Origin of the sequence: Amycolatopsis sp. A133 (assembly GCF_031082405.1) — a bacterium.
Lineage (GTDB): Bacteria > Actinomycetota > Actinomycetes > Mycobacteriales > Pseudonocardiaceae > Amycolatopsis.
In genome coordinates this window covers 67434-92907 of record NZ_JAVHJU010000033.1, presented here as the reverse complement: position 1 = coordinate 92907, position 25474 = coordinate 67434, and the positions used below count along the sequence as shown (strand labels likewise).

Annotated in this window: 20 protein-coding genes; 7 read left to right on the top strand and 13 right to left on the bottom strand. The window is 72.1% G+C overall.

Annotation, left to right across the window (positions count from 1 at the left end):
* Positions 1–158: 158 nt before the first annotated feature.
* The 3 genes from Q5425_RS21860 to Q5425_RS21850 are packed head-to-tail and all read right to left on the bottom strand — an operon-like array spanning position 159 to position 2955.
* The gene (locus Q5425_RS21860; protein WP_308674127.1) at positions 159–1352 is read right to left on the bottom strand and encodes a kynureninase; all 1194 of its coding nucleotides are present in this window, start codon (positions 1350–1352) and stop codon (positions 159–161) included.
* Entirely contained in the window at positions 1349–2143 is a 795-nt protein-coding gene (locus Q5425_RS21855; protein WP_308674126.1) for a tryptophan 2,3-dioxygenase family protein, read from the bottom strand. The genes Q5425_RS21860 and Q5425_RS21855 overlap by 4 nt, the downstream gene beginning before the upstream one ends.
* Entirely contained in the window at positions 2140–2955 is an 816-nt protein-coding gene (locus Q5425_RS21850) for a PaaX family transcriptional regulator C-terminal domain-containing protein (protein WP_308674125.1), read from the bottom strand. Before Q5425_RS21850 ends, Q5425_RS21855 begins: the two co-directional genes overlap by 4 nt.
* Before the next feature lie 48 nt (positions 2956–3003).
* Between Q5425_RS21850 and Q5425_RS21845 the strand changes: the two genes are divergently transcribed.
* Genes Q5425_RS21845 through Q5425_RS21830 form a run of 4 tightly spaced genes read left to right on the top strand, consistent with a single transcriptional unit; the run spans position 3004 to position 6776 of the window.
* Complete coding sequence (locus tag Q5425_RS21845; protein WP_308674124.1) at positions 3004–3756, top strand: creatininase family protein; 753 nt, start codon at positions 3004–3006, stop codon at positions 3754–3756.
* Positions 3749–5263 (top strand): benzoate-CoA ligase family protein, encoded by a 1515-nt coding sequence (locus Q5425_RS21840; RefSeq protein ID WP_308674123.1) that lies wholly within the window; start codon positions 3749–3751, stop codon positions 5261–5263. Before Q5425_RS21845 ends, Q5425_RS21840 begins: the two co-directional genes overlap by 8 nt.
* On the top strand, positions 5260–5952 hold the full coding sequence (locus Q5425_RS21835) for an SDR family oxidoreductase (protein WP_308674122.1): 693 nt from the start codon (positions 5260–5262) through the stop codon (positions 5950–5952). The genes Q5425_RS21840 and Q5425_RS21835 overlap by 4 nt, the downstream gene beginning before the upstream one ends.
* Positions 5949–6776, top strand: a complete 828-nt coding sequence (locus tag Q5425_RS21830; RefSeq protein WP_308674121.1) for an enoyl-CoA hydratase family protein — start codon at positions 5949–5951, stop codon at positions 6774–6776. Before Q5425_RS21835 ends, Q5425_RS21830 begins: the two co-directional genes overlap by 4 nt.
* Positions 6777–6809: 33 nt before the next feature.
* Here Q5425_RS21830 and Q5425_RS21825 read toward each other — a convergent pair whose 3' ends face one another.
* From Q5425_RS21825 to Q5425_RS21800, 6 genes are read right to left on the bottom strand one after another with little or no spacing between them, the layout of a single operon-like run.
* Positions 6810–7397 (bottom strand): TetR/AcrR family transcriptional regulator, encoded by a 588-nt coding sequence (locus tag Q5425_RS21825; protein ID WP_308674120.1) that lies wholly within the window; start codon positions 7395–7397, stop codon positions 6810–6812.
* Between the two features lie 60 nt (positions 7398–7457).
* Complete coding sequence (locus Q5425_RS21820) at positions 7458–7847, bottom strand: VOC family protein (RefSeq protein ID WP_308674119.1); 390 nt, start codon at positions 7845–7847, stop codon at positions 7458–7460.
* Complete coding sequence (locus Q5425_RS21815) at positions 7847–8764, bottom strand: SMP-30/gluconolactonase/LRE family protein (RefSeq protein WP_308674118.1); 918 nt, start codon at positions 8762–8764, stop codon at positions 7847–7849. The genes Q5425_RS21820 and Q5425_RS21815 overlap by 1 nt, the downstream gene beginning before the upstream one ends.
* A 10-nt stretch (positions 8765–8774) precedes the next feature.
* Complete coding sequence (locus Q5425_RS21810; protein WP_308674117.1) at positions 8775–9431, bottom strand: histidine phosphatase family protein; 657 nt, start codon at positions 9429–9431, stop codon at positions 8775–8777.
* A complete protein-coding gene (locus Q5425_RS21805) occupies positions 9431–10489 on the bottom strand; it encodes a phosphotransferase family protein (protein ID WP_308674116.1) in 1059 nt (352 codons plus the stop codon). Before Q5425_RS21805 ends, Q5425_RS21810 begins: the two co-directional genes overlap by 1 nt.
* Positions 10486–11238 (bottom strand): SDR family oxidoreductase, encoded by a 753-nt coding sequence (locus Q5425_RS21800; protein ID WP_308674115.1) that lies wholly within the window; start codon positions 11236–11238, stop codon positions 10486–10488. The genes Q5425_RS21805 and Q5425_RS21800 overlap by 4 nt, the downstream gene beginning before the upstream one ends.
* Before the next feature lie 435 nt (positions 11239–11673).
* Here Q5425_RS21800 and Q5425_RS21795 point away from each other — a divergent pair, with 435 nt between their 5' ends.
* On the top strand, positions 11674–12603 hold the full coding sequence (locus Q5425_RS21795) for a hypothetical protein (protein WP_308674152.1): 930 nt from the start codon (positions 11674–11676) through the stop codon (positions 12601–12603).
* Positions 12604–12606: 3 nt separating this feature from the next.
* Here the strand turns inward: Q5425_RS21795 and Q5425_RS21790 are convergent, their stop codons facing one another.
* Positions 12607–15561 (bottom strand): LuxR C-terminal-related transcriptional regulator, encoded by a 2955-nt coding sequence (locus Q5425_RS21790; RefSeq protein WP_308674114.1) that lies wholly within the window; start codon positions 15559–15561, stop codon positions 12607–12609.
* Here Q5425_RS21790 and Q5425_RS21785 point away from each other — a divergent pair.
* Positions 15560–15934, top strand: coding sequence for a nuclear transport factor 2 family protein (locus Q5425_RS21785; protein WP_308674113.1), 375 nt, complete (start codon positions 15560–15562; stop codon positions 15932–15934). The genes Q5425_RS21790 and Q5425_RS21785 overlap by 2 nt on opposite strands.
* A 54-nt stretch (positions 15935–15988) precedes the next feature.
* Here Q5425_RS21785 and Q5425_RS21780 read toward each other — a convergent pair whose 3' ends face one another.
* Positions 15989–17623, bottom strand: coding sequence for an acyl-CoA synthetase (locus Q5425_RS21780; protein WP_308674112.1), 1635 nt, complete (start codon positions 17621–17623; stop codon positions 15989–15991).
* A 178-nt stretch (positions 17624–17801) separates the two neighbouring features.
* Here Q5425_RS21780 and Q5425_RS21775 point away from each other — a divergent pair, with 178 nt between their 5' ends.
* On the top strand, positions 17802–19490 hold the full coding sequence (locus Q5425_RS21775; RefSeq protein WP_308674111.1) for a bifunctional 3'-5' exonuclease/DNA polymerase: 1689 nt from the start codon (positions 17802–17804) through the stop codon (positions 19488–19490).
* Between the two features lie 219 nt (positions 19491–19709).
* Here Q5425_RS21775 and Q5425_RS21770 read toward each other — a convergent pair whose 3' ends face one another.
* The gene (locus tag Q5425_RS21770) at positions 19710–21416 is read right to left on the bottom strand and encodes a sialidase family protein (RefSeq protein WP_308674110.1); all 1707 of its coding nucleotides are present in this window, start codon (positions 21414–21416) and stop codon (positions 19710–19712) included.
* 98 nt (positions 21417–21514) lie between these two features.
* On the bottom strand, positions 21515–25402 hold the full coding sequence (hrpA, locus tag Q5425_RS21765; RefSeq protein ID WP_308674109.1) for an ATP-dependent RNA helicase HrpA: 3888 nt from the start codon (positions 25400–25402) through the stop codon (positions 21515–21517).
* Positions 25403–25474 lie beyond the last annotated feature (72 nt).

The window sequence follows — 25474 nt, the reverse complement described above, 5'->3', positions numbered from 1 at the left end:
CGCGCTTCGGGTGGCCGGGAACCGGCATCGGGCGGAGGTCGTCCGCCGCTGTGCCGGGTCCCGGCACCAACCTAGATCCCCGCCGTCCGCCGGACCAGTGGAGGTCCCGCGATACGGACCGGTAGCCAGGGAATTCAGGGGTCCATAGGGGACCCCGATCAGCCGCGCACCACCGCGGCGAGCGTGCCCATCGCCGTCTCGAGCTGGGTGTCGGAGAGGTACGGCGCCGGGCCGAAGCGCAGGTGGGCACCCCGGCTGTCGGTGCGGACGCCGTGGGCGGCCAGCGCCGCCTGCAGCCCGGCCGCGTCGGCGCAGCGCAGCGAGAGGAACCCGCCGAGCAGCCCGAGCGGCGTCTCGCGGTCGCGGGTGACGACGTCGTCGGGCAGCCCGAGCTTGTCGAACACCGAAGCGAGCAGGCCCACCTGGTGCTGGGACACCTCGCGCAGGAATTCCGGGGTGAGCCCGTGCTCGGCGAAGAACCGCTGGACCCGGACGCCGCGGTAGTGACTCGCCGGGTCGTAGGTGGCGCCGGCGAACCGGTCGCCGCCGATCGCGTACGGCACCTGGCCGGGGTGGCGCTCGTCGGCGAGCGCACCGAACTCGGCGTACCAGCCGGTGATCACCGGCCGCAGTTCCTGGGCGTGCGCGGGCAGCCGCAGGAAGCAGTTGCCCTCGCCGAGCTGCAGGTACTTGTAGCCGCCGCCGAGCACCCAGGCGTTGGTGAGCCCGAGGTCGTGCAGCGGGAACGGCACGACGCCGAGCGCGTGGTAGGCGTCCACGACGAGCTCGATCGAGCGGTCGCGGCAGACGTCGGCGAGGTGCGCGAGGCCGGGCACGAGCCTCGACGTCTCGAACAGCACCGCCGACACGAGCACCGCCGCGGTGTTGCCGTCGACCTCGCCGGCGACCCGCTCGGCGAGCGTCGTGACCGGGTCGAGCGGCACCCGCACGATCTCGACGCCCTCTTCCTCGAGGCGGGCCAGCTGACGTCGCAGGGTGTGGAACTCGCCGTCGGTGGTGACCAGGCGCGGCCGGCGCGGCAGCTCCATCGCCGACAGGAAGCGCAGCACCAGGTCGTGCGTGCTCGCGCCGAGCGCGTACTCGCCGTGCGGGTCGCCGAGCAGCATGCGGAAACCCGCGCGCAGCTCGTCCGCCTTGGCGAACGCGCGTTCCCACTTGCCGTCGACGTCGCGGGCGGCGTCGGCGAAGGATTCCAGCAGGCCCTCCGCCGCCACGTCCGGCCAGGCCTGGTGCGAATGCCCGGACAGCAGCAGGCGGTCGGCCACCGCGAACCGGGAGTAGTGCGGGGCGAGGGCGTTGCCGTCCGCGCGCAGGTCGTCCAAAGTGGTCACAGTCGGCTCCGTACGGCCCAGAGATCCGGGAACATCGGCTGGAAAAGCGTGGTACGCAGGTAAGTCGCGCCGGATGATCCTCCCGTCCCGGTCTTGTCGCCGATGGTGCGTTCGACCATCTTCACGTGCCGGTAGCGCCACTCCTGCATCCCTTCGTCGAGATCGACCAGACACTCCGCGACGACCGAGGGTCCCCCGTCGTCGTTGTACACGTCCAGCAATATCGCCTGCAGGGCCGGGGACGGCTCCACCGAGCGAGTGACGTCTCGGTCACACTCGACCGCGTAGCCAGAAACCTTGAGGTACGTGAGAAAAGAGTCGAACAACGACGGGCGCGCCATCGCTTCGGAGATGCGTTTCCGCTGTTCGCCGCCTTCGGGGTAGTGCGCGAACACGCGCTCGTCACGGCGTCCGAGCACCGCTTCGAGTTCGCGGAACTGGGCCGACTGGAAGCCGCTCGAAGCGTCCAACCGGGTGCGGAAACTGGTGAACTGGCTGGGCGTCATGGTTTCCAGCACGTCGATCTGCGCGACCGCGACCTTGAGGATCGTGAGGATCCGGCGCAGCGTGCGGATCGAGTGCGCGGTGTTGCCCTGTTCGAGATTCGCCTGGAGGAACGCGGCTTCGTGCAGCATCTGCTTGAACCACAGTTCGTACACCTGGTGGATCACGATGAACAGCAGCTCGTCGTGTTCGTCGGACCGCATGCGCTGCGCGTTCAGCACATCGTCCAGCCCGAGGTACGACGTGTAGCTCAAAGCTTCCTGGGTTGCTCGGCTGGGTTCGCTCATCCTCGGGTCACCTCGTCGAAATGGCGCTGCGCGGGTCTCGCGAGCGCGGTGTACAGGTCGTGGAACAGCTCGACCGCCGCTGCCCGGCAGTCCGGGGCGGGCACCAGGCCGGCGGGCAGTTCCGGGTCGAGCGACGGGAACATGCGGAACGTGTGCACCAGCCGGGTGCGCACCTCGAACGCCTCGGCGTCCGGCGGCTCCCGTCCCGCGTACCCGCCGAACTGGCCGACGAACGCGGCGTACCGCGCGGCCAGGTCGTCGAGGTCCCAGGCCCGGCCGGCGAACCGGCGGACGTCCAGCGCGGCCGACGGGCGGCCGAGCAGCAGCCCGGCGTGCTCGGTGACGTCCAGTTCGCCGAGCAGGGCGACGACCTCGGCCTCGCGGTCGTGCGGGGCGATCCAGGTGCCGTCCTGATAGGGCCCGAACCCGAGGAACCGCAGCCGCCGGACCAGGCGTTCCCGGGCCTGGCGGCGGCTCTCGGGGATGCTCTGCCACAGCACGGTCCACTCGCCGGCGGCGCGCTCGCGGCGGCCGAGGGAGAAGATCCGGTGGTCGCCGTCGGCGAGCAGCGTGATGGTGCGCCGGGTCAGCGAGTAGTGCACGGTGCGGCCTTCGCGGTGGCGCTGCAGCAGGCCGCGGCGCACCAGGCGGGTGAGCGCGATCCGGGCGGCGCCGTCGGAGAAGCCCAGCTCGGCGAGCACCGCGACCAGGCCGCCCGACCACACCCGGCGGGTCTCGCGCGGGTGCACGTAGCTGCCCAGCAACGTCACGACCAGCTCCTGAGGGCTGGCTTCGAAGGCGTCTCCGGGCATGGGCGCAACTCTATACACCCCAGGCCGCTGCGGTGTAGCTTGAGTTGCGTGACGTACTTCGCGGACCTCAGCTCGCCGCAGGTGGCCGCGCTGGTGGACGGCCCTCGCGTCCCGGTGCTGCTGCTCCCGGTGGGCGCGATCGAGCCGCACGGCCCGCACGCGCCGCTGGGGACCGACCCGCTGATCTCGCGCGGGATGTGCGAGCGCGCGGCCGAGCGGCTGGCCGCCGACGAAGACGTCCACGTGCTGGTCCTGCCCGAGGTGCCCTACGGCGTGACGCGGTTCGCGGCCGGGTTCGCCGGCGGGGTCCACATCGGCGAGGAGACGCTGCACTCGCTGCTCGTCGACATCGGCGCGGCGCTGATCGGCCAGCGGCTCCGGCGGATCCTGCTGGTCAACAACCACTTCGAGCCCGCGCACCTGGTCACGCTCCGGCGAGCCGTGGAGACGCTGAACTTCGCCTACGACGGGCGCGTCGCCCTGCTCGACCTGGTCCGGCGGCGGCACGCGCAGCGGCTGACCGACGAGTTCCGGTCCGGCGAGTGCCACGCCGGGCGCTACGAGACGTCCCTGGTGCTGGCCGACCGGCCCGAGCTGGTCGACCAGGCCGTCATGCGGGAGCTGCCGCACGTGCCGGTCAGCCTCGCCGCCGCTCCCCGGGACGCCGGTTTCCTCGCGATGGGGATGACCGGCGCGTACTGCGGCGCGCCCGCCGAAGCGACCGCCGAAGAAGGCACCGAGACGTTCTCGACGTTGACCGACCTGCTGGTGGAAGCGATCCGGGAGCTGACCCGTGAGTGAGCCGTTCAACCTCGCCACGCACTTCCTCGACCGGCACGTGACCGAAGGCCGGGGTGACCGGACCGCCCTGTACGTCGGAGACCGTCAGGTCAGCTATGCGTCGCTCGCGGCCTCGGCGAACCGCGTCGGCAACGTGCTGCTGGACTCGGGTGTCCGAACAGGACAGCGGGTGCTGCTGGCGCTGAGCGACGGCGACGAGTTCGTCGCGGCCTGGTACGGCGCGCAGAAGATCGGCGCGGTCACCGCCGAGGTCTACCCGTTCCTGCAGCCCAAGGACTACGCCTACTACCTCGGTTACACCGAGGCCGTGGTGGTGCTCGCGGACGCCGTCACGCTGCCCGCGTTGCGCGCGGCGGGCGCCACCGGGTTGCTCGTCACGGGCGTCCCCGAAGCGGAGCTGCTCCCCGGCGAGCGTCCGTTCCGGACACTGGCCGACGCGGCGCCGGACACCCTGGACGCAGCACCGACCACTGTGGACGACGTCGGGATCTGGAAGTTCACCACCGGCAGCACCGGCGCCCCCAAGGCGTGCGTGCACCCCCTGCGCAGCCCGAAGGAGAGCTTCGAGCGGTACGCCGTCGGAGTCCTCGGTCTGCGCGAAGACGATCGCGTCCTCGCCGTGCCGAAGCTGTTCTTCGGCTACGCACGCGATCTGGTGGCGCTGTTCCCGTTCGGCGTCGGCGCGGCCGGGATCGCGTTCCCCCAGCGCAGCACGGCGGACCTGATGTTCGAGCTGATCACGAAGTACCGGCCGACCGTCCTGGTGAACGTGCCGACCATGATGAGCGCGATGGTCGCCCACCCGGCCGCGGCGGAGCAGGACCTGAGCTGCCTGCGGATGGCGACGTCGGCGGGCGAGGCGCTGCCGCCGGAACTGCACCGGAAGTGGGACGCGGCCTTCGGGGTGCCGGTGGTGGACGGCATCGGCTCGTCCGAGGCGTACCACATCTACCTGTCGAACCGCCCGGGCGCCGCGCGAGCCGGCACGCTCGGCACCGAGGTGCCCGGCTACACCGCGCAGGTCGTCGACGAGCTCGGAAATTCGCTGCCGGACGGGGAAATCGGGCCGCTGCGGGTGACCGGGCCGACGATCGCGCTGGAGTACTTCGGCGACCCGGAGAAGTCCGCGCGGACGTTCGACGGCGACACGCTGACCTCGGGTGATCTGTTCAGCCGCTCCGCCGACGGGTACTTCCGCCACCACGGCCGCGCCGACGCGCTGCTGAAGGTCGGCGGTGTGTTCGTCGCGCCCGGCGAGATCGAGGACTGCCTGCTCGGCCACCCGGACGTCACCGACTGCGCGGTGGTCGGCCACGAGGTCGACGGCCTGGTCGTGCCGCGGGCGTACGTCGTGGTGCGCTCTCCGGTGTCGGCCGATGAGCTGAAGGACCACGCGAAAGCCCACCTGGCCAAGCACAAGTACCCCCGCGAGGTGGTCTTCATGCCGGAACTCCCCCGCACCGCCAACGGAAAGCTCGACCGGCGCGCTCTGGCGGCCCGCCCGTGAGCCGCCTGGTGGTGGTCACCGGCGGCACCCGCGGCATCGGCGCGGCGATCGCGGCCCGGTTCCGTTCGGCCGGCGACACGGTGCTGGCGCCGGGCCGCGCGGACTGCGACGTGACCGACGAGGAAGCGGTGGCTGCCTACTTCGCTTCGGCGGGACCGGTGGACGTACTGGTGAACAACGCCGGGATTTCGTCGAGCGCCCCGGTTTCGCGGACGTCGCTGGCCGACTGGCGCGAGCAGTTCGAGGTGAACGCGACCGGCGCGTTCCTCTGCACGCGCGCGGTACTGGACGGAATGCGCTCGCGCGACAGCGGCCGCATCGTCACGGTGGCGTCGACGGCTTCGCACGTCGGCTACCGCTACACGGCCGGCTACACGGCGTCGAAGCACGCGGCGGTCGGGTTCATGCGCGCGGTGGCGGCGGAGCTGGCCGGCACCGGCGTCACGGCGAACGCGGTGTGCCCGGCGTTCGTCCGCACCGACATGACGGCGACCTCGGTGGAGCGGATCGTCTCGCGGTCCGGGCGTTCCGCCTCGGAGGCGGAAGCGGCACTGGCTGCGGCGTCCCCGCTCGGCCGGCTCCTGGAACCTGCGGAGGTGGCGTTCGCCGTCTCCTTCCTGGCGGCACCCGAAGCCGCCGCGATCAACGGCCAGACCCTCGTACTCGACGGCGGAGGAATCCAGTCATGAGCCCGTTCCGTGCCACAGCCCCGCTGACGAAGGAGTGGGAGCACTTCGCGTTCACGGTGGCCGACGGGGTGGCGACCGTGACGTTCACCCGGCCGGCGAAGCTGAACGCGCTGACGTTCGACGTCTACGCGGACCTGCGGGACCTGATCATCGAGCTCCCGCAGCACGAGGACGTCCGGGTGCTGGTGATCACCGGCGAGGGCCGCGGGTTCTGCTCGGGCGGCGACGTCGAAGAGATCATCGGTGAGCTGCAGAAGTTCGAGACGGCGGAGCTGCTGGAGTTCACCCGCATGACGGGCGCGGTGGTGAAGGCCCTGCGCGAGTGCCCCCTCCCGGTGATCGCGGCGGTCAACGGCGTCGCGGCGGGCGCGGGCTCGGTGATCGCCCTGGCCAGCGACTTCCGGCTGCTGGCGGAGTCGGCGAAGTTCGCGTTCCTGTTCACGAAGGTCGGCTTGGCCGGGGCGGACATGGGATCGGCGTACCTGCTGCCGCGGCTCGTGGGCCTCGGCCGGGCCACGGAGCTGCTCATCCTGGGCGACAAGCTGCCGGCTTCGCGCGCATTGGAGATCGGTCTGGCTTCGCAGGTCGTTCCCGACTCGGAGCTCCCGGATGCGGCTTCGGCGTTGGCGCGCCGGCTGGCGGACGGCCCGGCGCTGGCGTACGCGACGACGAAGGTGCTGCTGACCCGCGAGCTGGACATGGACCTGGGCAGCGCGATCGAGCTGGAGGCGATCACGCAGGCGCTGCTGATGACGGCAAAGGACCACAAGGAGTTCTACGCGGCCTGGTCCGCGGGCCGGGAGCCGCACTGGACGGGCCGCTGACCCCGGCCGGGGAGCGATCCCGGGCGGGAGAACTCAAACCCGCGGCCTCAGCAGCTCCTCGAACAGCGTGTCCACCGCATCCCGGGACACCACCGCCCCGGTGAGCGCGCCGTAGACCAGCGGGCCGAGCACGGCGTCCAGCGCCGCGTCGATCCTCAGCCGGGGCGCGATCTCGCCCGCCTCGATGGCTCGCGCCACCAGTTCGCGTTCCTGCGCCCGGCGCGGACCGAGGTAGCGCTCGTGGAAACTCGTGGCCGTGGCCGCGTCGTGCTGGGCCTGGGCCAGGAGCGCGAGCAGGACCTGGCCCGCCGGGTTGCCGTTCAGGAAGCGGGCGAACGCGCGCAGGTAGCCGTGGATGGCGTCCGCCGTCGGTGCATCCGGGACCGGCAGGCAGCCGGCGCTGTCCTCGATCAGCGAGTCGAGCAGGATCTCGACCTTCGACGGCCACCACCGGTAGATCGTCTGCTTGGCGACGCCGGCCCGGCGCGCGATCGCCTCGACGGTCAGCGCCGCGAACCCGTGCTCGGCCAGCAGGTCCTCCGCCGCGTGGAGCACCGCCAGGCGGGCGGCCTCATCGCGCCGGTTGCCGGAGCGGGCCCTGGGGGGATTCGCGGCGGGCATGCGGAAACCATACCGCGCAATTGTTTGGACGAGACGTCTCGTCTAGACGGCGATAGCCCGTCAGGGCACCACTTCGCCCAGCCCGATCAGGTTGCCTTCGCTGTCGCGGAACCACGCGGCCCGCTCGCCGCTGCCCTTGCTCGGGTAGTTGCCCCGGATCTCCATGACGCTGCCGCGCATGCCTTCGTACTCCTCGAACTCCACCCCGCGCTCGCGCAGCACGGCGACCGTCGATTCGAGGTCGTCGACGTAGAACGCCACCTGGGTGAACGACGCGTCGGACACCCCCGCCGAGGCGTACAGGCAGAAGACGCCCGACGCGCCTTCGTACCGCAAGCCGCCTTCGCGTTCCTCGACCGCCTCGAGCCCGAGCTTCTCGGCGTACCAGCGCCGGGCGCGGGCCAGGTCCTGGGTGGGGATGCGCGCTTCGATCCGGACGTTGCTCAGCATCACCCGATGGTAGGTGTCACCGCGATCGCCGACTCCTCCAAAGAGCCGAAGTACAGCCGGCCGCGCCACTCGCGGACGCCCACCAGCATGTGGAACCCGGGGATCTCGCCACGCAGCTCCCGGGCCACCGTGCCGTCCGCCGCGACGCCCAGGACACCGACCTCGCGGCCCGGGCGGGGCTGCAACGACGCCGGCAGCCGCCGGATGCCCGCCCGCAGGACGGCCGGCAACCGCCGGGCCACGTCGAGGGCCGCCACCCGCGGTGACGCCTGGGTGATCCAGATCAGCCCGTCCGTGCCGGTCGAGATGTTGTCCGGGAACCCCCACAGGCCGTCGACGAGGACGTCGGACCGGCCGTCGCCCAGCCACACCCGCGAAACCCGGCACGCGCCCGTCTCCGCCACCGCCACGAACGACTCGTCCGGGGCGAGCGCGACGCCGTTGGCGAACTGGAGGCCGTCGAGGAGCAGGTCGATCGAGCCGTCCGGGGCGCGGCGCAGCAGGCGGCCGCCCGCCGTCTGCTCGATCAGGTCGTCGCGCCAGTGGTCGATGCCGAAGCGGCGCGAGGAGTCCGTGAAGTAGATCGTCCCGTCCGCCGCCACCGCCGCGTTGTTGCAGAACACGAAGTCCAGGCCCAGTGCCGACGTCGCCAGGGCCGACGGCGTCCCGCCCGCGAGCGGCACCACCAGCAGCCCGGCGCGCGCGTCGCAGATCAGCAGCTCGTCCTCGCCGTAGAGCTCGAGCCCGAGCGGGCGGCCGCCGGTGTCGGCGATGACGTCGATCGTGCGTCCGTCGGGCGCCAGCCGCAGGATCCGCCCGTCGTCGACGCCGGTGTAGATCCGGCCCTCGCCGTCGACGACGACGTCCTCCGGGCCGTTGCCGTTCACCGGGTACAGCGTGACCTCGCCGAACCGCATGGGGCGCCTCCTACCGGTAGGTGAGCAACGAGGCCGCGTCGGCCTCGAAGTGCGGGTGCTCGTTGAACGACAGCATCGTGACGCCGCCGCGGCCGGACACCAGCTTGGTGATCCCGCCGTTGACCGTGACGCGGTTGAGCTTGAGCAGCCCGGCTTCGGGGGTGCCCAGCAGCGCACCGCAGATCGTGGCGATCACGCCGCCGGAGGTGAACACGGCCGCGTGCTCGCCCTTGCCCAGCGACGCCACCAGGTCGGCCAGCGCGGCCCGGCACCGCGCGAGGAACGCGGGCCACGTCTCGGCGCACGGCCCGGCGGCGCCGGCCTCGACCCACGCGGTCAGCGCCGCGTCCAGGAGCCCCTGGTAGGCCCGGGAGTCCTCCTGCGGGGCACCCCCGGCGTGGTGCAGCGCGATGTCGACGTGGTCGTACTCGTTCCAGCGCGGGTCCTCGACCACCGGGACGTCGCTGCCGAGCACCTTCAGCGCCGTGGCCGCCGTGTCACGCTGCCGGGCCAGCGAACCGGACCGGACCTGGTCGAAGAAAACGTTGCGCCGCAGTAGTTCCGCACCGACCACAGTGGACTGTTCGAAGCCGCGCGGGGACAGCGCGTCGTAGTCGGCCGCACCGAAGGACGCTTGCCCGTGGCGGACGAGGTAGATCGCGCCCACTAGACACGTCCCTTCGCGATGATCTCGCGGCAGCGCCAGTCCAGGTAGCCGACGAACTGCCAGAAGTCCTTGAACGCCGGGTTGCGGGTCGCGCCGTCGCGGTAGCGCCGGTACAGCTGCTGCAGGACGGCGGCGAGCCGGAACAGGCCGTAGACCTCGTAGAACTGCCAGTTCCCGACGGAAAGCCCGGCCTTCTCGGCGTAACGCGCGACGAACTCCTCGCGGGTGAACATGCCGGGCAGGTGCGTCGGCTGGCGGCGGCTCGCGTGCATGGCGTCGTCGTCGCCGGCCTGCACCCAGTAGGCGAGCATGCTGCCCAGCTCCATCAGCGGGTCGCCGAGCGTGGCCATCTCCCAGTCGAGGACGCCGGTGATGTTCAGCGTCGACGGGCCGTCGAGCACCAGGTTGTCGAGCCGGTAGTCGTTGTGGATGAGGCAGATCTTCACTTCGGCGGGCCGGTTCGCGGCCAGCCACGCACGCACCTCGGCGAAGTCGCCGACGTTGTCCGTGCGCGCCGCGACGTACCGCTCCGACCAGCCGCGGATCTGCCGATCGACGTACCCCGCGCCCTTGCCGAGGTCGGCCAGCCCCGCCTTTCCGACGTCGACGGCGTGCAGGTCGACCAGCCGGTCGACGACCTTGCCGGACAGCTCCCGCGCCTGCTCGGGGGTCAGCGTCATCCCCGGCGGCAGGTCGCCGCGCAGGATCAGGCCGTCCAGCTTCTCCATGACGTAGAAGTCGCCGCCGAGCACGGCCGGGTCGTCGCCGAACGCCACCATCCGCGGCACGTACGGGAACACCGGCTTCAGCGCGTGCTGGACGCGGTACTCGCGCCGCATGTCGTGCGCCGACGCCGCTTTGTGCCCGGCCGGCGGGCGGCGCAGGATCAGCTCGCGGTCCGGGTAGGTCAGCAGGTACGTCAGGTTGGACGCGCCGCCGGGGAACTGCCGGACGTGCGGCGGCTCGTCGCCGAGGCCCTCGACCTTCGCGCTCAGCCAGGCGTGCACCGCGCCCGTGTCGAAGGCGTCCTCCGCGCGGACCTCGACCGGGGCGTTCACGCGAACTTCCGCAGCAGCGCGGCCGGCACCACGCGCATGACGACGCTCAGCGGCACCCACGGCCACGCCGGGACGTAGGCCCGGGCCGGCTCGGCCTCGATCGCCTTGACCAGCGCCTTGGCCCCGGTCTCGGCCTTGGCCAGCAAGGGGTTCCGGCCGATCCGGTCGTTCATCTCCGACTCGATGTAGCCGGGCCGGACGTCGGTGACGGCGATGCCCTTGCGCTTCAGCTCGATGCGGGTGCCGTCGACGAACGCCGAGATCCCGGCCTTCGACGCGGCGTACGCGGTGAGGTTGCCCGGGAACGGGCGAAGCGCGCTGAACGACGAGATGACGGCGAGGTGGCCGGCGCCCTGCTCCCGGAAGATCCCGGCGGCGGCCTCGATCTGCGCCGCGGCCGCGACGAAGTTGACCTCGAGGGTCTGGCGGTTGGCGTCGAAGCGGCCCGTGCCGACCCGCTGGCCCTTCCCGAGCCCGGCGTTCACAATCACCCGGTCGAGGGACCCCAGCTCGGCGCGGAACTCCTCGAAGACGGTGAACACGCGGTCGTGGTCGGTGACGTCGAGGGTGCGCGTGACGACCTTGATCCCCGGGTGCGCCGCGGTCAGCTCGGCGGCCAGCTTTTCGAGCCGCTCGGTGCGCCGCGCGCACAACGCGAGGTTTCGCCCCTTCGCCGCGAACCGGCGGGCCATGCCTTCGCCCAACCCGCTGCTGGCGCCGGTGATCAGGATGTTCTTCCGGAGCGTCATGCCAAGAATTTACAGCGGCGCGAAGCGCCTCCGTTGAGGGTGGTGGCGGGGAGGAAGGCGGAGCTACCCGGTGGTAACAAGACCGGTGGCCCGGCGCTGGGGGCGTCGCCGGGCCACCGGTCATCGCGCGGCCACACCGGCCGGTCGCACAACGCGGCCGGGTGAACCGGAGCCGGAACCGCTCTCGCGGCCGGTCGCACCTGCGCCCGGGTGGGCCGTGAGGGGGAGGCGGTGCCACCGGCGCAGGCAAGTCATGAAAGCGCGTCCGCCCAGGCCGGGGCAATGGTTCACAGTTGCCAGTACTAGCCCGTTCGCCCGAGTGGCGGTTCCCGGCGACGCCGTCGAAGAGGGGCGCGGGAAGCGCGGGGAATCCTGCTAACGTGCTCGTGACGGGGATCGTCGGGGGACGGCACGGGGCGGGTCGTGATTTCAGCAATGGCGGGCAGCGCGGCGGGTGACGGCCAGGAGAACGGGCGCACCGAATTCGCGATCCGGCTGCGCGCGGCCATCGCCACCAGCGGGCTGTCGCTCGACCGGATCCAGGCGCGGCTGCGGGCGCGCGGCGTCGTCGTCAGCGTCACCGCACTGAGTTATTGGCAGTCGGGCAAGCGGCAGCCGGAGCGCCAGAGCTCCCTGTCGGCCGTTCGCACACTCGAAGAGATCCTCGACGTCCCCGCCGGTTCCCTGCTCGGGCTGCTGCCACCGCCCCGGCCCCGCGGCGGCGCCGGGAAGCGCCACGCCGGCGGCGAGCCGATGTCGTTCCCGCGTGAGGTGCTGCAGCCGCTGCTGGACAAGGTGGGGGCGCCGCACGCGCTCGACCGCCGGCAGCCGCTCAAGATGGTCGGCCTGCACGACCTGTGCGAGATCGCCGAAGACGGCGGGCAGCGCGCGGTGACCGCGCGGGCGGTGTTCCAGGCCGTCGCGGACGGCCAGGACCGCTGGCTGCTGGTGTACACCCAGGACGACCCGGCGGCGGGCGCGCCCGAGCTGCACGCCGTGCGCAACTGCCGGGTCGGCCGCGCCGAGATCGACGAGGCGCACGGCCTGATCGTCGCCGAACTGCTCTTCGACCAGCCGATCAACCGGGGCGAGACACACCTGATCGAGTACACGCTGACCAACGGCGGCCCGCCGTACCCGGAGTGCCGCAACACCCACTACCGCGAGTTCCGCCGCCCGGTGCGGGAGTACCTCCTGGAGGTCCGGTTCGCCCCGGGCACCGCACCCGGCCGCTGCTGGCAGTACTCCCGCAACGGCGCGAACGGCACCCTGGCCCGGCGTCCCCTGAAACTCGACGGCGCCGACGGCGTCCACGCGGTGGCGTTCGACTTCGGCCCCGGCGTCTTCGGCATCGATTGGGACTGACCGTCAGCTCAGCCGGGCCGCCGCGAGGGTGGCCAGCTCCGTGCGGTTCGCGATGCCCAGCTTCGCGTACACGTGCGCCAGGTGCGTCTTCACCGTGCCGCGGCTCATGAACAGCCGGGTCCCGATCTCCGGGTTGGTGCAGCCCTCGGCCGCCAGCTTCACCACCTCGAGCTCCGTCGGCGTCAGGCTCCCCCAGCCGCTCGACGGCCGGCCGCGGCTGCCACGGGCCCGGCGCACGAACGCGACGACGTCGTCGAGGTTCATCGGCGGCTCGGCCGTCGCGAGCCCGAAGGGGTCCAGCTCCGCCTGTTCGGAAGGACGGCGGGGGAAGCCCAGCTCGGCGCGGGCCTGTGAAGCCGAGACGAGCACGCGCGCGGCGTCGCCCTCGCGGCCGGTGCGTGCGAGCAGTGTCGTCAGGGCGTCGAGACTGGCCAGGACCCCCAGCCGGAGACCGTGGTCGAGGCGCAGGCTCAGCGCTTCGTGGTGCAGCTCGGCGGCCTGCTCCGGCTCCGCCAGGTAGCCCTGCTGGTCCAGGGCGTCGGCCAGCGGCGACGGCAGGGACCAGCGGCGGGTGAGGTCGACGGCGGTCGCGAGCACCTCCGAGGCCTCTTCGGTGCGGCCGAGTGCGCGCAGCACGGCGCCGCGCTCGGGGAGTCCCTGCGCCGCCATGTACGTGCCAGGCACGGCTTCGCGCTCGAACCAGCGCAACGCGGCTTCGAACTCGCCGCGCCGCCGGTGGAGTTCGCCCAGTACCCCGGCCATGCCGGGCACGAAGACGTCACCCGCCATCTCGACCAGCCGCAGGAACGGTTCCATCACCCGGAACCCGGCCTCGACGTCCCCCGCCGCACAGTGCAACAGCGCCAGACGGCACAGCGTCGTGTTGACCCGGTGGAAGTCCCCCAGCGGCCCGGCGACCTCGACGGCGCGCTCGGCGAATTCCCTCGCACGGGGCAGGTCCGCCGCCGCCAGCGCACTGGCCGACTGCACACTGAGGACGGTCGAGGCGAGTCCGCGGTCACCGCGCCGGAGCAGACCCTCGGCCGCTTCGGCGAGCAGCGGTGCCGCCTCGTCGTGGCGATCGCGGACGGTCCGGATGATTCCGCGCAGCATCAACGCACTGTCACGCGCGAAGCCATCGGCCTCCTTACCGGCTTCGACGGCGAGGTCCCAAGCGGTGTCCAGGTCCGTGTACAGGTGCCCGAGGGCGGTCAGCGACAGGCACCGCGCGCGCAGCCTCGTGTCGCCGAGTTCGGTGGCGATCTCCAAGCCCAGCCGCGCGGCTTCGAGGTCGAACGGCGCCGTCGTGTCCGCGACCAGGCCCATCCCGGTCAGCAGCCGGGCCTGCAGCGCCGACCGCTCGCCAGGGCATCGGGCGACCGCGCGTTTCAGGTGGGCCAGGCCCTCGTGGCCGCGGCCGTGCAGGTTCCACAGCCACGCGACGGCGGCGGCGAGCCGGCGGCCGCGGGTGGGATCGTCCTGCGCCAGCCCCCATTCCAGGGCCGCGCGCAGGTTGTCGCGCTCGGGTTCCACCCGCGCCCGCCAGGCGTCCTTGTCGCGGTCGAGCTCGGGCTCGGCGGCCTCGGCCAGCGCCAGGTAGTGGTCGAGGTGGCGGTCGCGGACGGTCTCGGTCTCCCCCGCCTCGGCCAGCCGGGCCGCCGCGTACTCGCGCAGCGTCTCCAGCAGCCGGTACCGGCCGTCTTCGGCCAGCACCAAGGACTTGTCGACGAGCCGGCCGAGCGCGGGCAGCACGGCGGGGCCGCCCGCCGCGTCCAGGGTGAACCCGCCGGCGAACACCGCGAGCCGCCGGAACACCGCGCGGTCTTCGGCGTCGAGCTGGTCGTGGCTCCACGCGATCGAGCCTTCGAGGGTCCGCTGCCGCGCCGGCACCCCGCGCGGGCCGCGGGTCAGCAGGGCGAACCGGTCGTCGAGGCCGGCGTCGATCTGGTGCGGGGCCAGGGTTCCCAGCCACGCGGCGGCCAGCTCGACGGCCAGCGGGATGCCGTCGAGCCGCGTGCAGATCGACCGGACGGCGGCCGCGCTGGAGGTGTCCAAGGTGAACAGCGGCCGGACCGCGCCCGCGCGCTCGACGAACAGCGCGACGGCCTCGTCGACGGCCAGCGGCGGCACCCGCCACACCGTCTCCCCCGGCACGCCCAGCGGCTCCCGGCTGGTCGCCAGCACCGCGACTTCGGGACACGAGCGCAGCAGTTCGACGGCGACGTCGGCGACGCCGTCGAGGACCTGCTCGCAGTTGTCCAGGCAGAGCAGGACGCGCCGGTCACGCAGTTCGGTCGCGACCGAGCGCGCCGCGCCGACGTGGGGCTCCACCGGCACACCGAGTGTCGCGGCGAGGCGGTCGGCGACCTCGGCGGGCCCGGTCACGGCGTCGAGCTCGACCCACCAGACCCCGCCGGGCCACTCGGTGGTGGCGGCGACCTGCGCGGCCAGCCGCGTCTTGCCGCTGCCGCCGGGGCCGGCCAGCGTCACGAACCGCGTCCCGGCGAGCCGCCGCCGGACGTCGAGGACCTCGGCGTCACGGCCGACGAACCCGGTGAGCTGCACGGGGAGGTTGTTCGGGACGGCGTCGAGCGAGCGCAGCGGCCGCGGATCGGGCGGCTCGCCGAGTTCGAAGACCCGCTCGGGCGCGGTGAGGTCCGGCAGGCGGTGGACGCCGAGGTCGTGCAGCGCGACGGCGTCCCCGAGGGCCGCCGCGGTGCGCGCCGAGACGAGGACCCGGCCGTCTTCGGCCAGCGCGCGCAGCTGGGCGCAGCGGCGGACCGCGGGGCCGGTGGGCGTGCCGTCGCCGCGGATCAGCACGTCCCCGGTGTGCACGGCCGCCGGGCCGCCGCTCAGCGCGGCGAGCGCCTCGGCCGGGGTCGTGAAGACGGCCGGGGCGGCGTCACCGGCGCAAAGGATCGTGACCGTGCCGGCGGGCAGGAGTTTCGTCTCAGTCATGGCCCGGCCAGTCTGCCAGCGGATCTCGGCCAGGTGGCCGATGTTCGGCTACCCGGTGCCTGCGACCTTCGAAGCCGTGGAGACGTTCGAGGAACTGCTCGCCCGCTGGCGGGACGCCGACGCGGACGGCGACACCGAGGCGCTGGCGCCGCTGCTGGCCGACGGCTTCCGCGGCGACGGCCCGGCCGGGCGCGTGCTCGGCAAGGCCGGCTGGCCCGGCCGCGTCCCGGCGGGCGCGTTCCGGTGGACGCGCCTGCAGGTGACGCCGTCGGTCGGCGTCGCGACCGGGCACCGCGACGGCGTCACCTGCACGGTGGTGGCCGAGTGCCGGGAGGGGCGCTGGCGGATCGTCAACGTCCAGCGGGGGTCATGACGCTTTCGGGGGTCCGGGTGGCGAAGCCCCCGGCCCGAGGCGAAGCCTCGGTCGTCACCGCAACTTGGTGCGCAGCACCTTCCCGGTTGCGTTGCGGGGCAGCTCGTCCAGGAACTCGACGTCCCGCGGCACCTTGTAGCGGGCCAGGTTCGCCTTGACGTAGTCGCGGACCTCGTCGGCGTCGAGGTCCGCCCCGTCGGCCCGGACCACGAAGGCCTTCAGCCGCTGCCCGAACTCCGGGTCCTGCACCCCGATCACCGCCGCCTCGAGCACGTCTTCGCGCTCGACCAGCAGGTTCTCCACCTCGATCGGGAACACGTTCTCGCCGCCGGAGACGATCATCTCGTCGTCGCGGCCGTCGATGAACAGCAGGCCGTCTTCGTCGAAGTGGCCGACGTCGCCGCTGGAGAGCAGGCCGTCGATGATCTCCTTGTGGCGGCCGTCGGTGTAGCCGCCGAAGCTGAGCCCGCTGCCGACGAACACGCGGCCGGTCACGTGGGGTTCGGTGATCTTGCGGCCCTTTTTGTCGTACAGCGCCACCTTGCAGCCGACCGGGGCGCGGCCGACCGTGCCCGGGGCCTTCGTCCAGTCCTCCGGCGTCGCGACCGTCGCCACCGCGACCTCGGTCGAGCCGTAGAGGTTGTGCACGACCGGGCCGAACGCCTCGTTGGCCCGGTTGCCCAGGTCCGGCGACAGCGCCGAGCCGGCGACGAAGATGATCCGCAGCGCGGACGTGTCGTACTGCTGCCGGACCTCCTTCGGCAGGTCGACGATGCGCTGCAGCATGGTCGGCACCAGCACGAGCGCGGTGCACTTGTGCTCGGCGACGCCGCGCAGCGCCTCTTCGGGGCTGAACTTGCGCCGCATGACGACCTTCGAGCCGAGCGCGAAGGACAGGATGAACTGCGAGAGGCCGGTGCCGTGGAACAGCGGGGCGCCCATGTAGGTGGCTTCGTTCGAGCGCAGCGGGATCCGGTCGAGGAACTGCGCCGACGCCAGCGCCGAGGTGTGCGGCCGCGGCGCGCCCTTCGGCGTGCCGGTGGTGCCGCTGGTCAGCAGCACAAAACCGCCCGGCTTGGCCGGCGCGGGCCACGGCCGGTCGTCGGTGCCGGCGATGATCTCGTCGAGCACCGGGACGGTCCGGTCGGTCAGGTCGGCGCCCGGGTCGACCCAGGCGAGGTAGCGCTCGACGCCGTCCGGGATCGCGTCGAGCAGGCCGGTGAACTCCTGGTCGTAAACGAGCGCGGTGACGCCTTCGCGCTTGGCGACGTCGGCCAGCTGCGGCTTCGCGAAGCCGGTGTTCATCAGCAGCAGGCGGACGCCGAGCTTGCCCGACGCGGCCATCGTGAGGACCAGGCCGCGGTGGTCGCGGCAGAGCGCCGCGACGACCTGGCCGGGCTGGATGCCGCGCTCGGACCAGGCCCTGGCCAGCGCGTTCGACTGGTCGTCGAGCTGCTTGTAGGTGAGCGGGCCGAGCTCGTCGACGATGCCGACGGCGGCCGGGTCGCGGCGGGCGGAGATGTGGTTGGCGCCGGCGAACGGGCCGAACTTCCGCAGCGCGACCAGCGAGCGGACGCCCTCGTCGAGCCGGGGGAACGGAACCAGGCCCGCTCGCCGCATCACGTCGACGCTGCGCACCGTCTCGGTCACCTTGTCCGCCACCGTCGTGGCCAGCTCGACCAGGCTCATCCAGGCACCTCCGTTGCTGCGGGAAGAGAGCCCACGCCGACGGCGGGCGTACCGGCGGTATGGGAGCTACTGGAGAGTAAACCAACCGTAGGCCGAACGCACCAGCCCGCGAGCGGGCGGAAACCGGCAGTGACACCCGCGCCCCGAAATTGTCGGTGGTGGTCGGCATGATGTCGGGGTGCAGGTGATCGCCGGGCGGGAGGAGGACGCGAGCTTCACCGTGCACACGCCCTCGGACACAGTGTCCGGCCTGGACGAGGCGGGATTCGTGGCGCTGGCCCGTGAGCTGGAGGCGTCACACGCGCCGCGGTGGGTGTTCCCGTCGGTGGAGGCGACCTACCCGGTGCTGCTGGCGGCCGGGCTGCGGGTGCGCCGCTGCTACGACCTCGAGCTGGCCGAGGGGCTGCTGCTGGCGTACGAGGGCGCGGAAACGCAGTCGCGGAGCCTGCGCGCGGCCTGGGCCAGGGCGAACGGCGAGGAGCCGCCCCCGGACTCGGCGGTCGTCGAGCTGGCGCAGCCGACGCTGTTCGAGACCCGCGTGCCGACGCTGCCCGAGGGCGTGACGGTCGTCACGGCGGTCCGGCGCGTGCTCGCGGAGCAGGAGCGGCGGGTGGCGGCGACCGAGCACCCGGACCGGATGCGGCTGCTGCTGGCCGCGGAGTCGGCGAGCGCGCTGGCCGCGGCGGAGATGTCGGCCGACGGCCTGCCCTGGCGCGCCGACGTGCACGAGGAGCTGCTGGCGGCGCGGCTGGGTCCGCGCGTGCCCGCCGGGCAGCGGCCGAAAGCACTGGTCGAGCTGGCGGCGAAGATCAGCGCGGCGTTCGGCGGGCGGCCGGTGAACCCGGACTCGCCGCCGAGCGTGGTCCGGGCGCTGGCCCGCGAGGGCATCGAGGTGCCGGCGGCGCGGAAGTACCTGCTGAAGGGGATCGACCACCCCGCGGTCGGGCCGCTGCTGGAGTACAAGGAGCTGTCCCGGCTGTACACCGCGAACGGCTGGGCGTGGCTCGACGAGTGGGTCGCCGACGGCCGGTTCCGCCCGCACTACGTCGTCGGCGGGGTCGTGTCGGGGCGGTGGGCCAGCCGCGGAGGCGGGGCGCTGCAGATCCCGAAGGTGCTGCGGACGTGCGTCCGCGCGGACCCGGGCTGGAAGCTGGTGGTGGCCGACGCGGCCCAGCTGGAGCCGCGGGTGCTCACGGCGTTGTCGGGTGACCGGCGGCTGGCCGACGTCGCGGCGGCCACGGACCTGTACGCGCGGCTGGGCGAGGCGCTGTTCTCCGGCGGCCGATGGGTGCCGGCCGCCGACGACGACCGCGACGACCGCGCCCGGGCGAAGATCGCGATGCTTTCGGCGATGTACGGGGGCACGTCCGGCGAAGCGGGCCCGCTGCTCGGCCTGCTGCGGCAGCGTTTCCCGGACGCGGTGTCCTATGTGGAGCACGCGGCGCAGGCGGGTGAGCGCGGCGAGCGCGTCCGCTCCCGGCTGGGCCGGACGTCCCCGGCGCCCTCGGCGGCCTGGCGCGCGTTGACCGGCGGGCTGGCGTCGGACGAAGCGGCGGAGCTGAAGGCCCGCCGGGCCTCGCGCGGCTGGGGCCGGTTCACCCGCAACTTCGTGGTCCAGGCGAGCGCGGCGGACATGACGGCGGTGATGCTCGCGACGCTGCGCTCCCGCCTCCCCGCACCGGCCCACCTGGTCTTCTTCCAGCACGACGAGGTCATCGTCCACACCCCGGCCGCCCTGGCGTCCCAGGTGTCCGCCGCCATCACGGACTCGGTGACGGAAGCGGCCCGGATGTTGTTCGGCCCGGCCTGCCCGGTCCGCTTCCCGATGCAAACCGCAGCAGTAGACACCTACGCCGACGCCAAGTAACCCGAGATACCCCGCCAATCACGCGAGATGCCTCCCCAATCACGCGAGATGCCCCTCCAATCACGCGAGATCCGGCCCCAATCACGCAAGACCCGGCCCCAATCACGCGAGATCCGGCCCCAATCACACGAGTCCCGGCCCCAATCACGCGAGCCGACCCCCCAGGCATGCCGTGGCGGCCGCCCCATGCCCCCGGAGCGGCCGCCGCGGCTCGCGGCACTACGGGAACATCGGCAGGGTCTGCGTCACGACGTCCTGGTTCGGCAACGTCCGGCCCGGGTTGCCGCGGAAGTCGGTCCAGCACGGGTGCAGCCGGAAGTCCGCGCCGACCGCCGCCGCGGTGTAGTCGCCGATGAACACGCCCTGGAGTTCCTTGCCGGTCACCGCGCCGGTCGAGACGAACTGGACCTGCGGGTTCGCTGTCTGCGTGGTGATCCTGCGCAGCGGGGACAAGCGGTCGCCCCAGCCGGTGGCGTAGGCGTAGTCGAGCCCGATGCCACGCGGGTCGTAGGCGCGCGTGTAGAAGGTGACCGCGACCCGCCCGGCCAGTGCCGCGACCGCGGGGAACACCTCGTCGGCGCCCGTGCCGATCTTCACCGGCTTCGACCAGCCGTGCCGGCCGTCGGAGCCGCTCAAGAACGCGTCGCCGTTCGTCCGCACCGACTCGCCGTCGCGGTAGGTGCCGTTGCGGTCGTCGGCCCAGGTCACCCAGAGGTGGTCGGTCAGCCGGTCGTAGGTCAGCTGCGGGAAGCTGTTGACGCGGAAGTTTTCGCCGGTCAGCGCGTTGTTGGCGACGTCTTCGTCGACCGGGAAGTCGAAGTCGAGCGCGACCTCGGTGTGCCGGAAGGTCCGGCCGCCGTCACGCGAGGTCGCCACGACGACGGCGTCGTGGTCGGCCGGCTGGTCGCACGCGGCCGTCGCGCACACCGACGTCTCGTACGCGACCTGGAGCGTCCCGTCGCGGGTGACCACCGGGTTCGAGCCGCTGCCGAACGGCGTGATCCCGCCGGGGAAACCGGTCAGCGACGGCGAAACCCGGCGCATCGGCGACCACGTCCGGCCGAAGTCGCGGGACTTCGACACGACGATCGGCGACTCGGTGAACGCGCCGCTCGTGTCGTAGGTGAACTGCGTCCAGGTCACGTAGACGTCGCCGGAGACGGGGTCGGCGGCGATCCACTCCTTGTCGTTGAAGATGTTCGTGGGCGTCGGCGTGCCCGCCGGCGTGACGCCGTCGAGGTGCAGGATCGCCGGGTCGCCGAAGCTGCGTCCGCCGTCGTGGGACACGGACACGGCGATGCCGCTGGCGAGCTGCTGGTCGTCCGGCACCTCCGCGCGGCTGAACACGAGAGTCGCGTAGTAGACGGTGTTGTGCGGCCCGAAGGCGATGGCGGGATCACCGGCGGCGTCCATGTAGGACAGTGGCGCGGCCGCCCCGGTCGGGTAGTCGAGGTGCGGCAGCTGGACGTTCGCCCAGGTCCGGCCGCCGTCGAACGAGGTGTAGGCGAAGCCGCCGGAGTCGTTGCGGGCCTCGCGGGTGTTGTAGAGCCGGTAGTCGTTCGCCCCGGCGACGATGTTGCGCGGGTTCTCCGGGTTGACGGCGATGGTGGTCTCGTTCTGGGCGGTGCTGCAGCCGGTCTGGCTGCCGGTCGGCACGATGGTGTCGCCGTTGATGACGTCGGTGTTCGGCGCGAGCGGCCGGTAGGGGTTCGGCTTGCCGAGGTAGCTCTGGCAGAGCGCGGACAGCGCGGGATCGTCGCCGTCTTCCTCTTCTTCGTCGGCGAACCGCTCCTTGAGCAGCGGATTCGGCACGTGGTGCCGCGGCTCCGCGGCGGCATGCGCGGCGGGCGCGAGCAGGAGCGGCAGGAGGAGCGCGGCGCAGGCGGCGAGAATTCTTCGTTTGGCGGACGAAACACCCAAGGACATCGGAAAGTCCTTTCCCAGAGACTGTCCAGCCGCCCCAGGCTTGACCCGCGAAGGGACGCGGTCAACCGCCGGAAGTGGGGAGCCGGACATTACCGGCGTCACGCCAGAGCGTCGTCCAGGGCTTTCGTGATCCGCTTCAGCGACACCGGATGCGCGGTCCCCAAGGTCTGCGCGAAGAACGAAACCCGCAGCTCCTCGATCATCCACCGCACCTCCCGCAGCGCCGGGGACGACGTTCCCGGCGGCAGCGAAGCCAGCGCGTCGGCGTACTCGCGGGTTATCCACGCGATGTCCGCCGTGCGCTGAAGATCCCTCGTCGGCTCCAACGGCAGCTTCTCCAGCCGCCGGGAGATTCCCTGCAGGTAGCGGACCACGTGACGCAGCCGCGAAGCACCCGTTCCCGTGACGAACCCCGGGTACACCAACCCGGCGAGCTGGCCCCGGATGTCCGCCAGCGACTCCGCCGGGCCCCGCGACGAAGACAGCTGCACCTCGACGTCGTTGGCCGCGCGGAGGATCTTCTCCACCTCGGTCAGCACGTCCAGCACCGCCGGGTGCAGGCCGGCCCGGATCTGCTCCAGCAGCACCTTGAAGCCGGTCTCGTCCCACTTCGGGCCGCCCGCCGACGTCATCAGGGCGTCCACCGCGCAGTCGACGCAGTCCTCCAGCAGCGCCGCGACGCTGCCGTGGGGGTTGCGGTTCAGCACCAGCTTCGACGAGTTGGACAGCGACCGGGTGATGAACTTCATCGGCGAGTTCAGGTTCAGCCGCAGCATCCGCCGCGTGCCCGCCCACATCGCGTGTTCCTGCTGGGCCGGCGTGTCCAGCAGCCGCACGGCCACCGACTCGCCCTCGTCCACCAGCGCCGGGTACGCCTTGACGTCGTGACCGCGCTGGTGCGAAGAGAACACCTGCGGCAGCCTCCCGAACGACGGCTTCGTCAGGCCCGCCTTCTCCAGCGTGTTGGCCGCCTTCGAGATCGTCTCGCGGACCTTCGGGGCCAGCCGCCGCTGCAACTCCGAGACGTCCTTGCCTTCGGCGACGCGCTTGCCGCGCTCGTCGACCACCCGGAACGTCATCTTCAGGTGGTCCGGCACCGAAGCCAGGTCCCAGTCCGCGTAGGGCACCGTGATCCCGCGCAGCGCACGCAGCTCGCGGCCGAGCACCTCGAGCAGCGGACCGTCCGAAGGGGACACCCGGGAAAGGACGTCACGGGCCGTGTCCGGCGCCGGGACGAAGTTGCGGCGCAACGCCTTCGGCAGCGACTTGATCAGCTGCGTGACCAGTTCCGCCCGCAGCCCCGGCACCTGCCAGTCGAACCCGTCCGGCGTCACCTGGTTGAGCACCGGCAGCGGCACGTGCACGGTGACGCCGTCGGCGTCCGCGCCCGGCTCGAACTGGTAGGTCAGCTTGAAGACCTGCGTGCCCTGCGTCCACGAGTCCGGGTAGTCGCCCTCGCGGACGGCGCCCGCGGACTCGTTGATCAGCATGGACTTCTCGAACGACAGCAGATCGGGGTCCGTGTGGCGCGCCTTCTTCCACCAGCTGTCGAAGTGGCGCACCGAGACGACGTCCGCCGGGACCCGCGCGTCGTAGAACTCGTACAGCGTCTGGTCGTCGACCAGGATGTCGCGGCGCCGCGCCCGGTTTTCGAGGTCCTCGACCTCTTCCAGCAGCGCCCGGTTCTCGGCGAAGAAGTGGTGGCGGGTCTGCCAGTCCCCCTCGACCAGCGCGTGCCGGATGAACAGCGCCCGCGACAGCTCCGGGTCGATCCGGCCGTAGTTGACGCGGCGGTCGGCGATCAGCGGGACGCCGTACAGCGTCACCTTCTCCGTCGCCATCACCGCGCCCTGCTTGCGCTCCCAGTGCGGCTCGGAGTACGACCGCTTCACGACGTGCTGGGCCAGCGGCTCGACCCATTCGGGCTCGATGCGCGCGTTGACCCGCGCCCAGAGCCGCGACGTCTCGACCAGCTCCGCCGACATCACCCAGCGCGGCTGCTTCTTGAACAGCGCCGAGCCCGGGAACACGCCGAACCGGGCGCCGCGAGCGCCCAGGTAGTCGCCCTTGGCCGGGTCCTTGAGCCCGATGTGCGAGAGCAGCCCGGCGATCAGCGACGTGTGCACGCGCTGCGGGTCGGCCGGGGCCGTGTTCGTGTTCAGCGAGATCCCGAGCGGCTTGGCCAGCTGGCGCAGCTGGCTGAAGATGTCCTGCCACTCGCGCAGGCGCAGGTAGTTCAGGTACTCGGTGCGGCACATCCGGCGGAACTGGTTGCCGGACAACGCCTTCTGCTGCTCGGCGACGTATTCCCAGAGGTTCAGGTAGGCGAGGAAGTCCGACGTCGGGTCGGCGAACCGCGCGTGCTGGGCGTCGGCCGCCTGCTGCTTCTCGGCCGGCCGCTCGCGCGGGTCCTGGATGGACAGTGCGGCGGCGATGATCATGACTTCGCGGACGCAGCCGTTGCGGGCCGCCTCCAGCACCATCCGGCCCATCCGCGGGTCGACCGGCAGCTGCGCAAGCTTGCGGCCGATGTCGGTGAGGCGCCGGTCCGAGGAGCTGACGCTGTCGAAGGCCCCCAGTTCCTGCAGCAGCCCGACACCGTCGGCGACCTGGCGGCGGTCCGGCGGTTCGACGAACGGGAACGCGGCGATGTCGCCGAGGCCCAGCGACGTCATCTGCAGGATGACCGAGGCGAGGTTGGTCCGCAGGATCTCGGGATCGGTGAACTCGGGCCGCGCCTCGAAGTCCTCTTCGGAGTACAGCCGGATGCAGATGCCGTCCGACGTCCGGCCGCAGCGGCCCTTGCGCTGGTTCGCCGACGCCTGCGACACCGGTTCGATCGGCAGCCGCTGCACCTTCGTGCGGTGGCTGTAGCGCGAGATCCGCGCGGTGCCCGGGTCGACGACGTACTTGATGCCCGGCACGGTCAGCGACGTCTCGGCGACGTTGGTCGCGAGCACGACCCGGCGTCCGGTGTGGGACTGGAAGATGCGGTGCTGTTCGGCCGCCGACAGCCGCGCGTACAGCGGCAGGACCTCGGTGTTGCGCAGGTTCGCCCGGTTGAGGACGTCGGCGGTGTCGCGGATCTCGCGCTCGCCGGAGAGGAACACCAGGATGTCGCCGGGCCCTTCGGCGCACAGCTCCTCGACGGCGTCGAGGATGCCCTGGGTCTGGTCGCGCTCGTCGTCCCCTTCAGGATCGTCGGGGTCGACGAGCGGCCGGTAGCGCGTCTCGACCGGGTAGGTCCGGCCGGAGACCTCGACGATCGGCGCGTCGTCGAAGTGCTTCGAGAAGCGCTCCGGATCGATCGTCGCCGAGGTGATGATGACCTTGAGGTCCGGGCGGCGCGGCAGCAGCTGCTTGAGGTAGCCGAGGATGAAGTCGATGTTGAGGCTGCGCTCGTGGGCCTCGTCGATGATCAGCGTGTCGTACTGGCGCAGCGACCGGTCGGTCTGGATCTCGGCGAGCAGGATGCCGTCGGTCATCAGCTTGACCAGCGTGTCCTGCCCGGACTGGTCGGTGAACCGCACCTTGTAGCCGACGGTCTCGCCGAGCTCGGTCTTCAGTTCGCTCGCGATCCGGTCGGCGACCGTGCGGGCGGCCAGCCGCCGCGGCTGGGTGTGGCCGATCTGGCCGCGGATGCCGCGGCCGAGCTCGAGGCAGATCTTCGGCAGCTGGGTGGTCTTGCCCGAGCCGGTCTCCCCCGCGACGATCACGACCTGGTGCTTGCCGATGGCGGCGGCGATCTCGTCCTTGAGCCTGCTGACCGGCAGCTCTTCGGGGTACTCGATCTTGGGCACGCTCTCGCGCCGCGACTGCACGCGCAGCTCGGCCTTGTCGATGTCGGCGGAGATCTGCGCGAGGGCGGCGTCACGGTCACGGGCTTTGCGGGCGCCCTCGAGCCGCCGGCGCAGCCGCTGCTCGTCACGCGGCATGAGCTCGGGCAGGCGCGCACGCAGCGCTGGGAAGAGGGATGGCTCGGACATTCTCGGTCCAAGGATAGCCGTGCGTGACGGCCCGGGCTCCCGAATATCCCCACTACGTGACCGGCCGCACGT

Coding starts and splice junctions, on each gene's coding strand:
- Q5425_RS21800 (WP_308674115.1), bottom strand. CDS start 11,238: ATGACGCTCCGGAAGAACATCCTGATCACCGGCGCCAGCAGCGGGTTG.
- Q5425_RS21770 (WP_308674110.1), bottom strand. CDS start 21,416: ATGTCCTTGGGTGTTTCGTCCGCCAAACGAAGAATTCTCGCCGCCTGC.
- Q5425_RS21780 (WP_308674112.1), bottom strand. CDS start 17,623: ATGAGCCTGGTCGAGCTGGCCACGACGGTGGCGGACAAGGTGACCGAG.
- hrpA (WP_308674109.1), bottom strand. CDS start 25,402: ATGTCCGAGCCATCCCTCTTCCCAGCGCTGCGTGCGCGCCTGCCCGAG.
- Q5425_RS21790 (WP_308674114.1), bottom strand. CDS start 15,561: ATGACTGAGACGAAACTCCTGCCCGCCGGCACGGTCACGATCCTTTGC.
- Q5425_RS21830 (WP_308674121.1), top strand. CDS start 5,949: ATGAGCCCGTTCCGTGCCACAGCCCCGCTGACGAAGGAGTGGGAGCAC.
- Q5425_RS21850 (WP_308674125.1), bottom strand. CDS start 2,955: ATGCCCGGAGACGCCTTCGAAGCCAGCCCTCAGGAGCTGGTCGTGACG.
- Q5425_RS21785 (WP_308674113.1), top strand. CDS start 15,560: ATGGCCCGGCCAGTCTGCCAGCGGATCTCGGCCAGGTGGCCGATGTTC.
- Q5425_RS21855 (WP_308674126.1), bottom strand. CDS start 2,143: ATGAGCGAACCCAGCCGAGCAACCCAGGAAGCTTTGAGCTACACGTCG.
- Q5425_RS21795 (WP_308674152.1), top strand. CDS start 11,674: ATGGCGGGCAGCGCGGCGGGTGACGGCCAGGAGAACGGGCGCACCGAA.
- Q5425_RS21825 (WP_308674120.1), bottom strand. CDS start 7,397: ATGCCCGCCGCGAATCCCCCCAGGGCCCGCTCCGGCAACCGGCGCGAT.
- Q5425_RS21815 (WP_308674118.1), bottom strand. CDS start 8,764: ATGCGGTTCGGCGAGGTCACGCTGTACCCGGTGAACGGCAACGGCCCG.
- Q5425_RS21820 (WP_308674119.1), bottom strand. CDS start 7,847: ATGCTGAGCAACGTCCGGATCGAAGCGCGCATCCCCACCCAGGACCTG.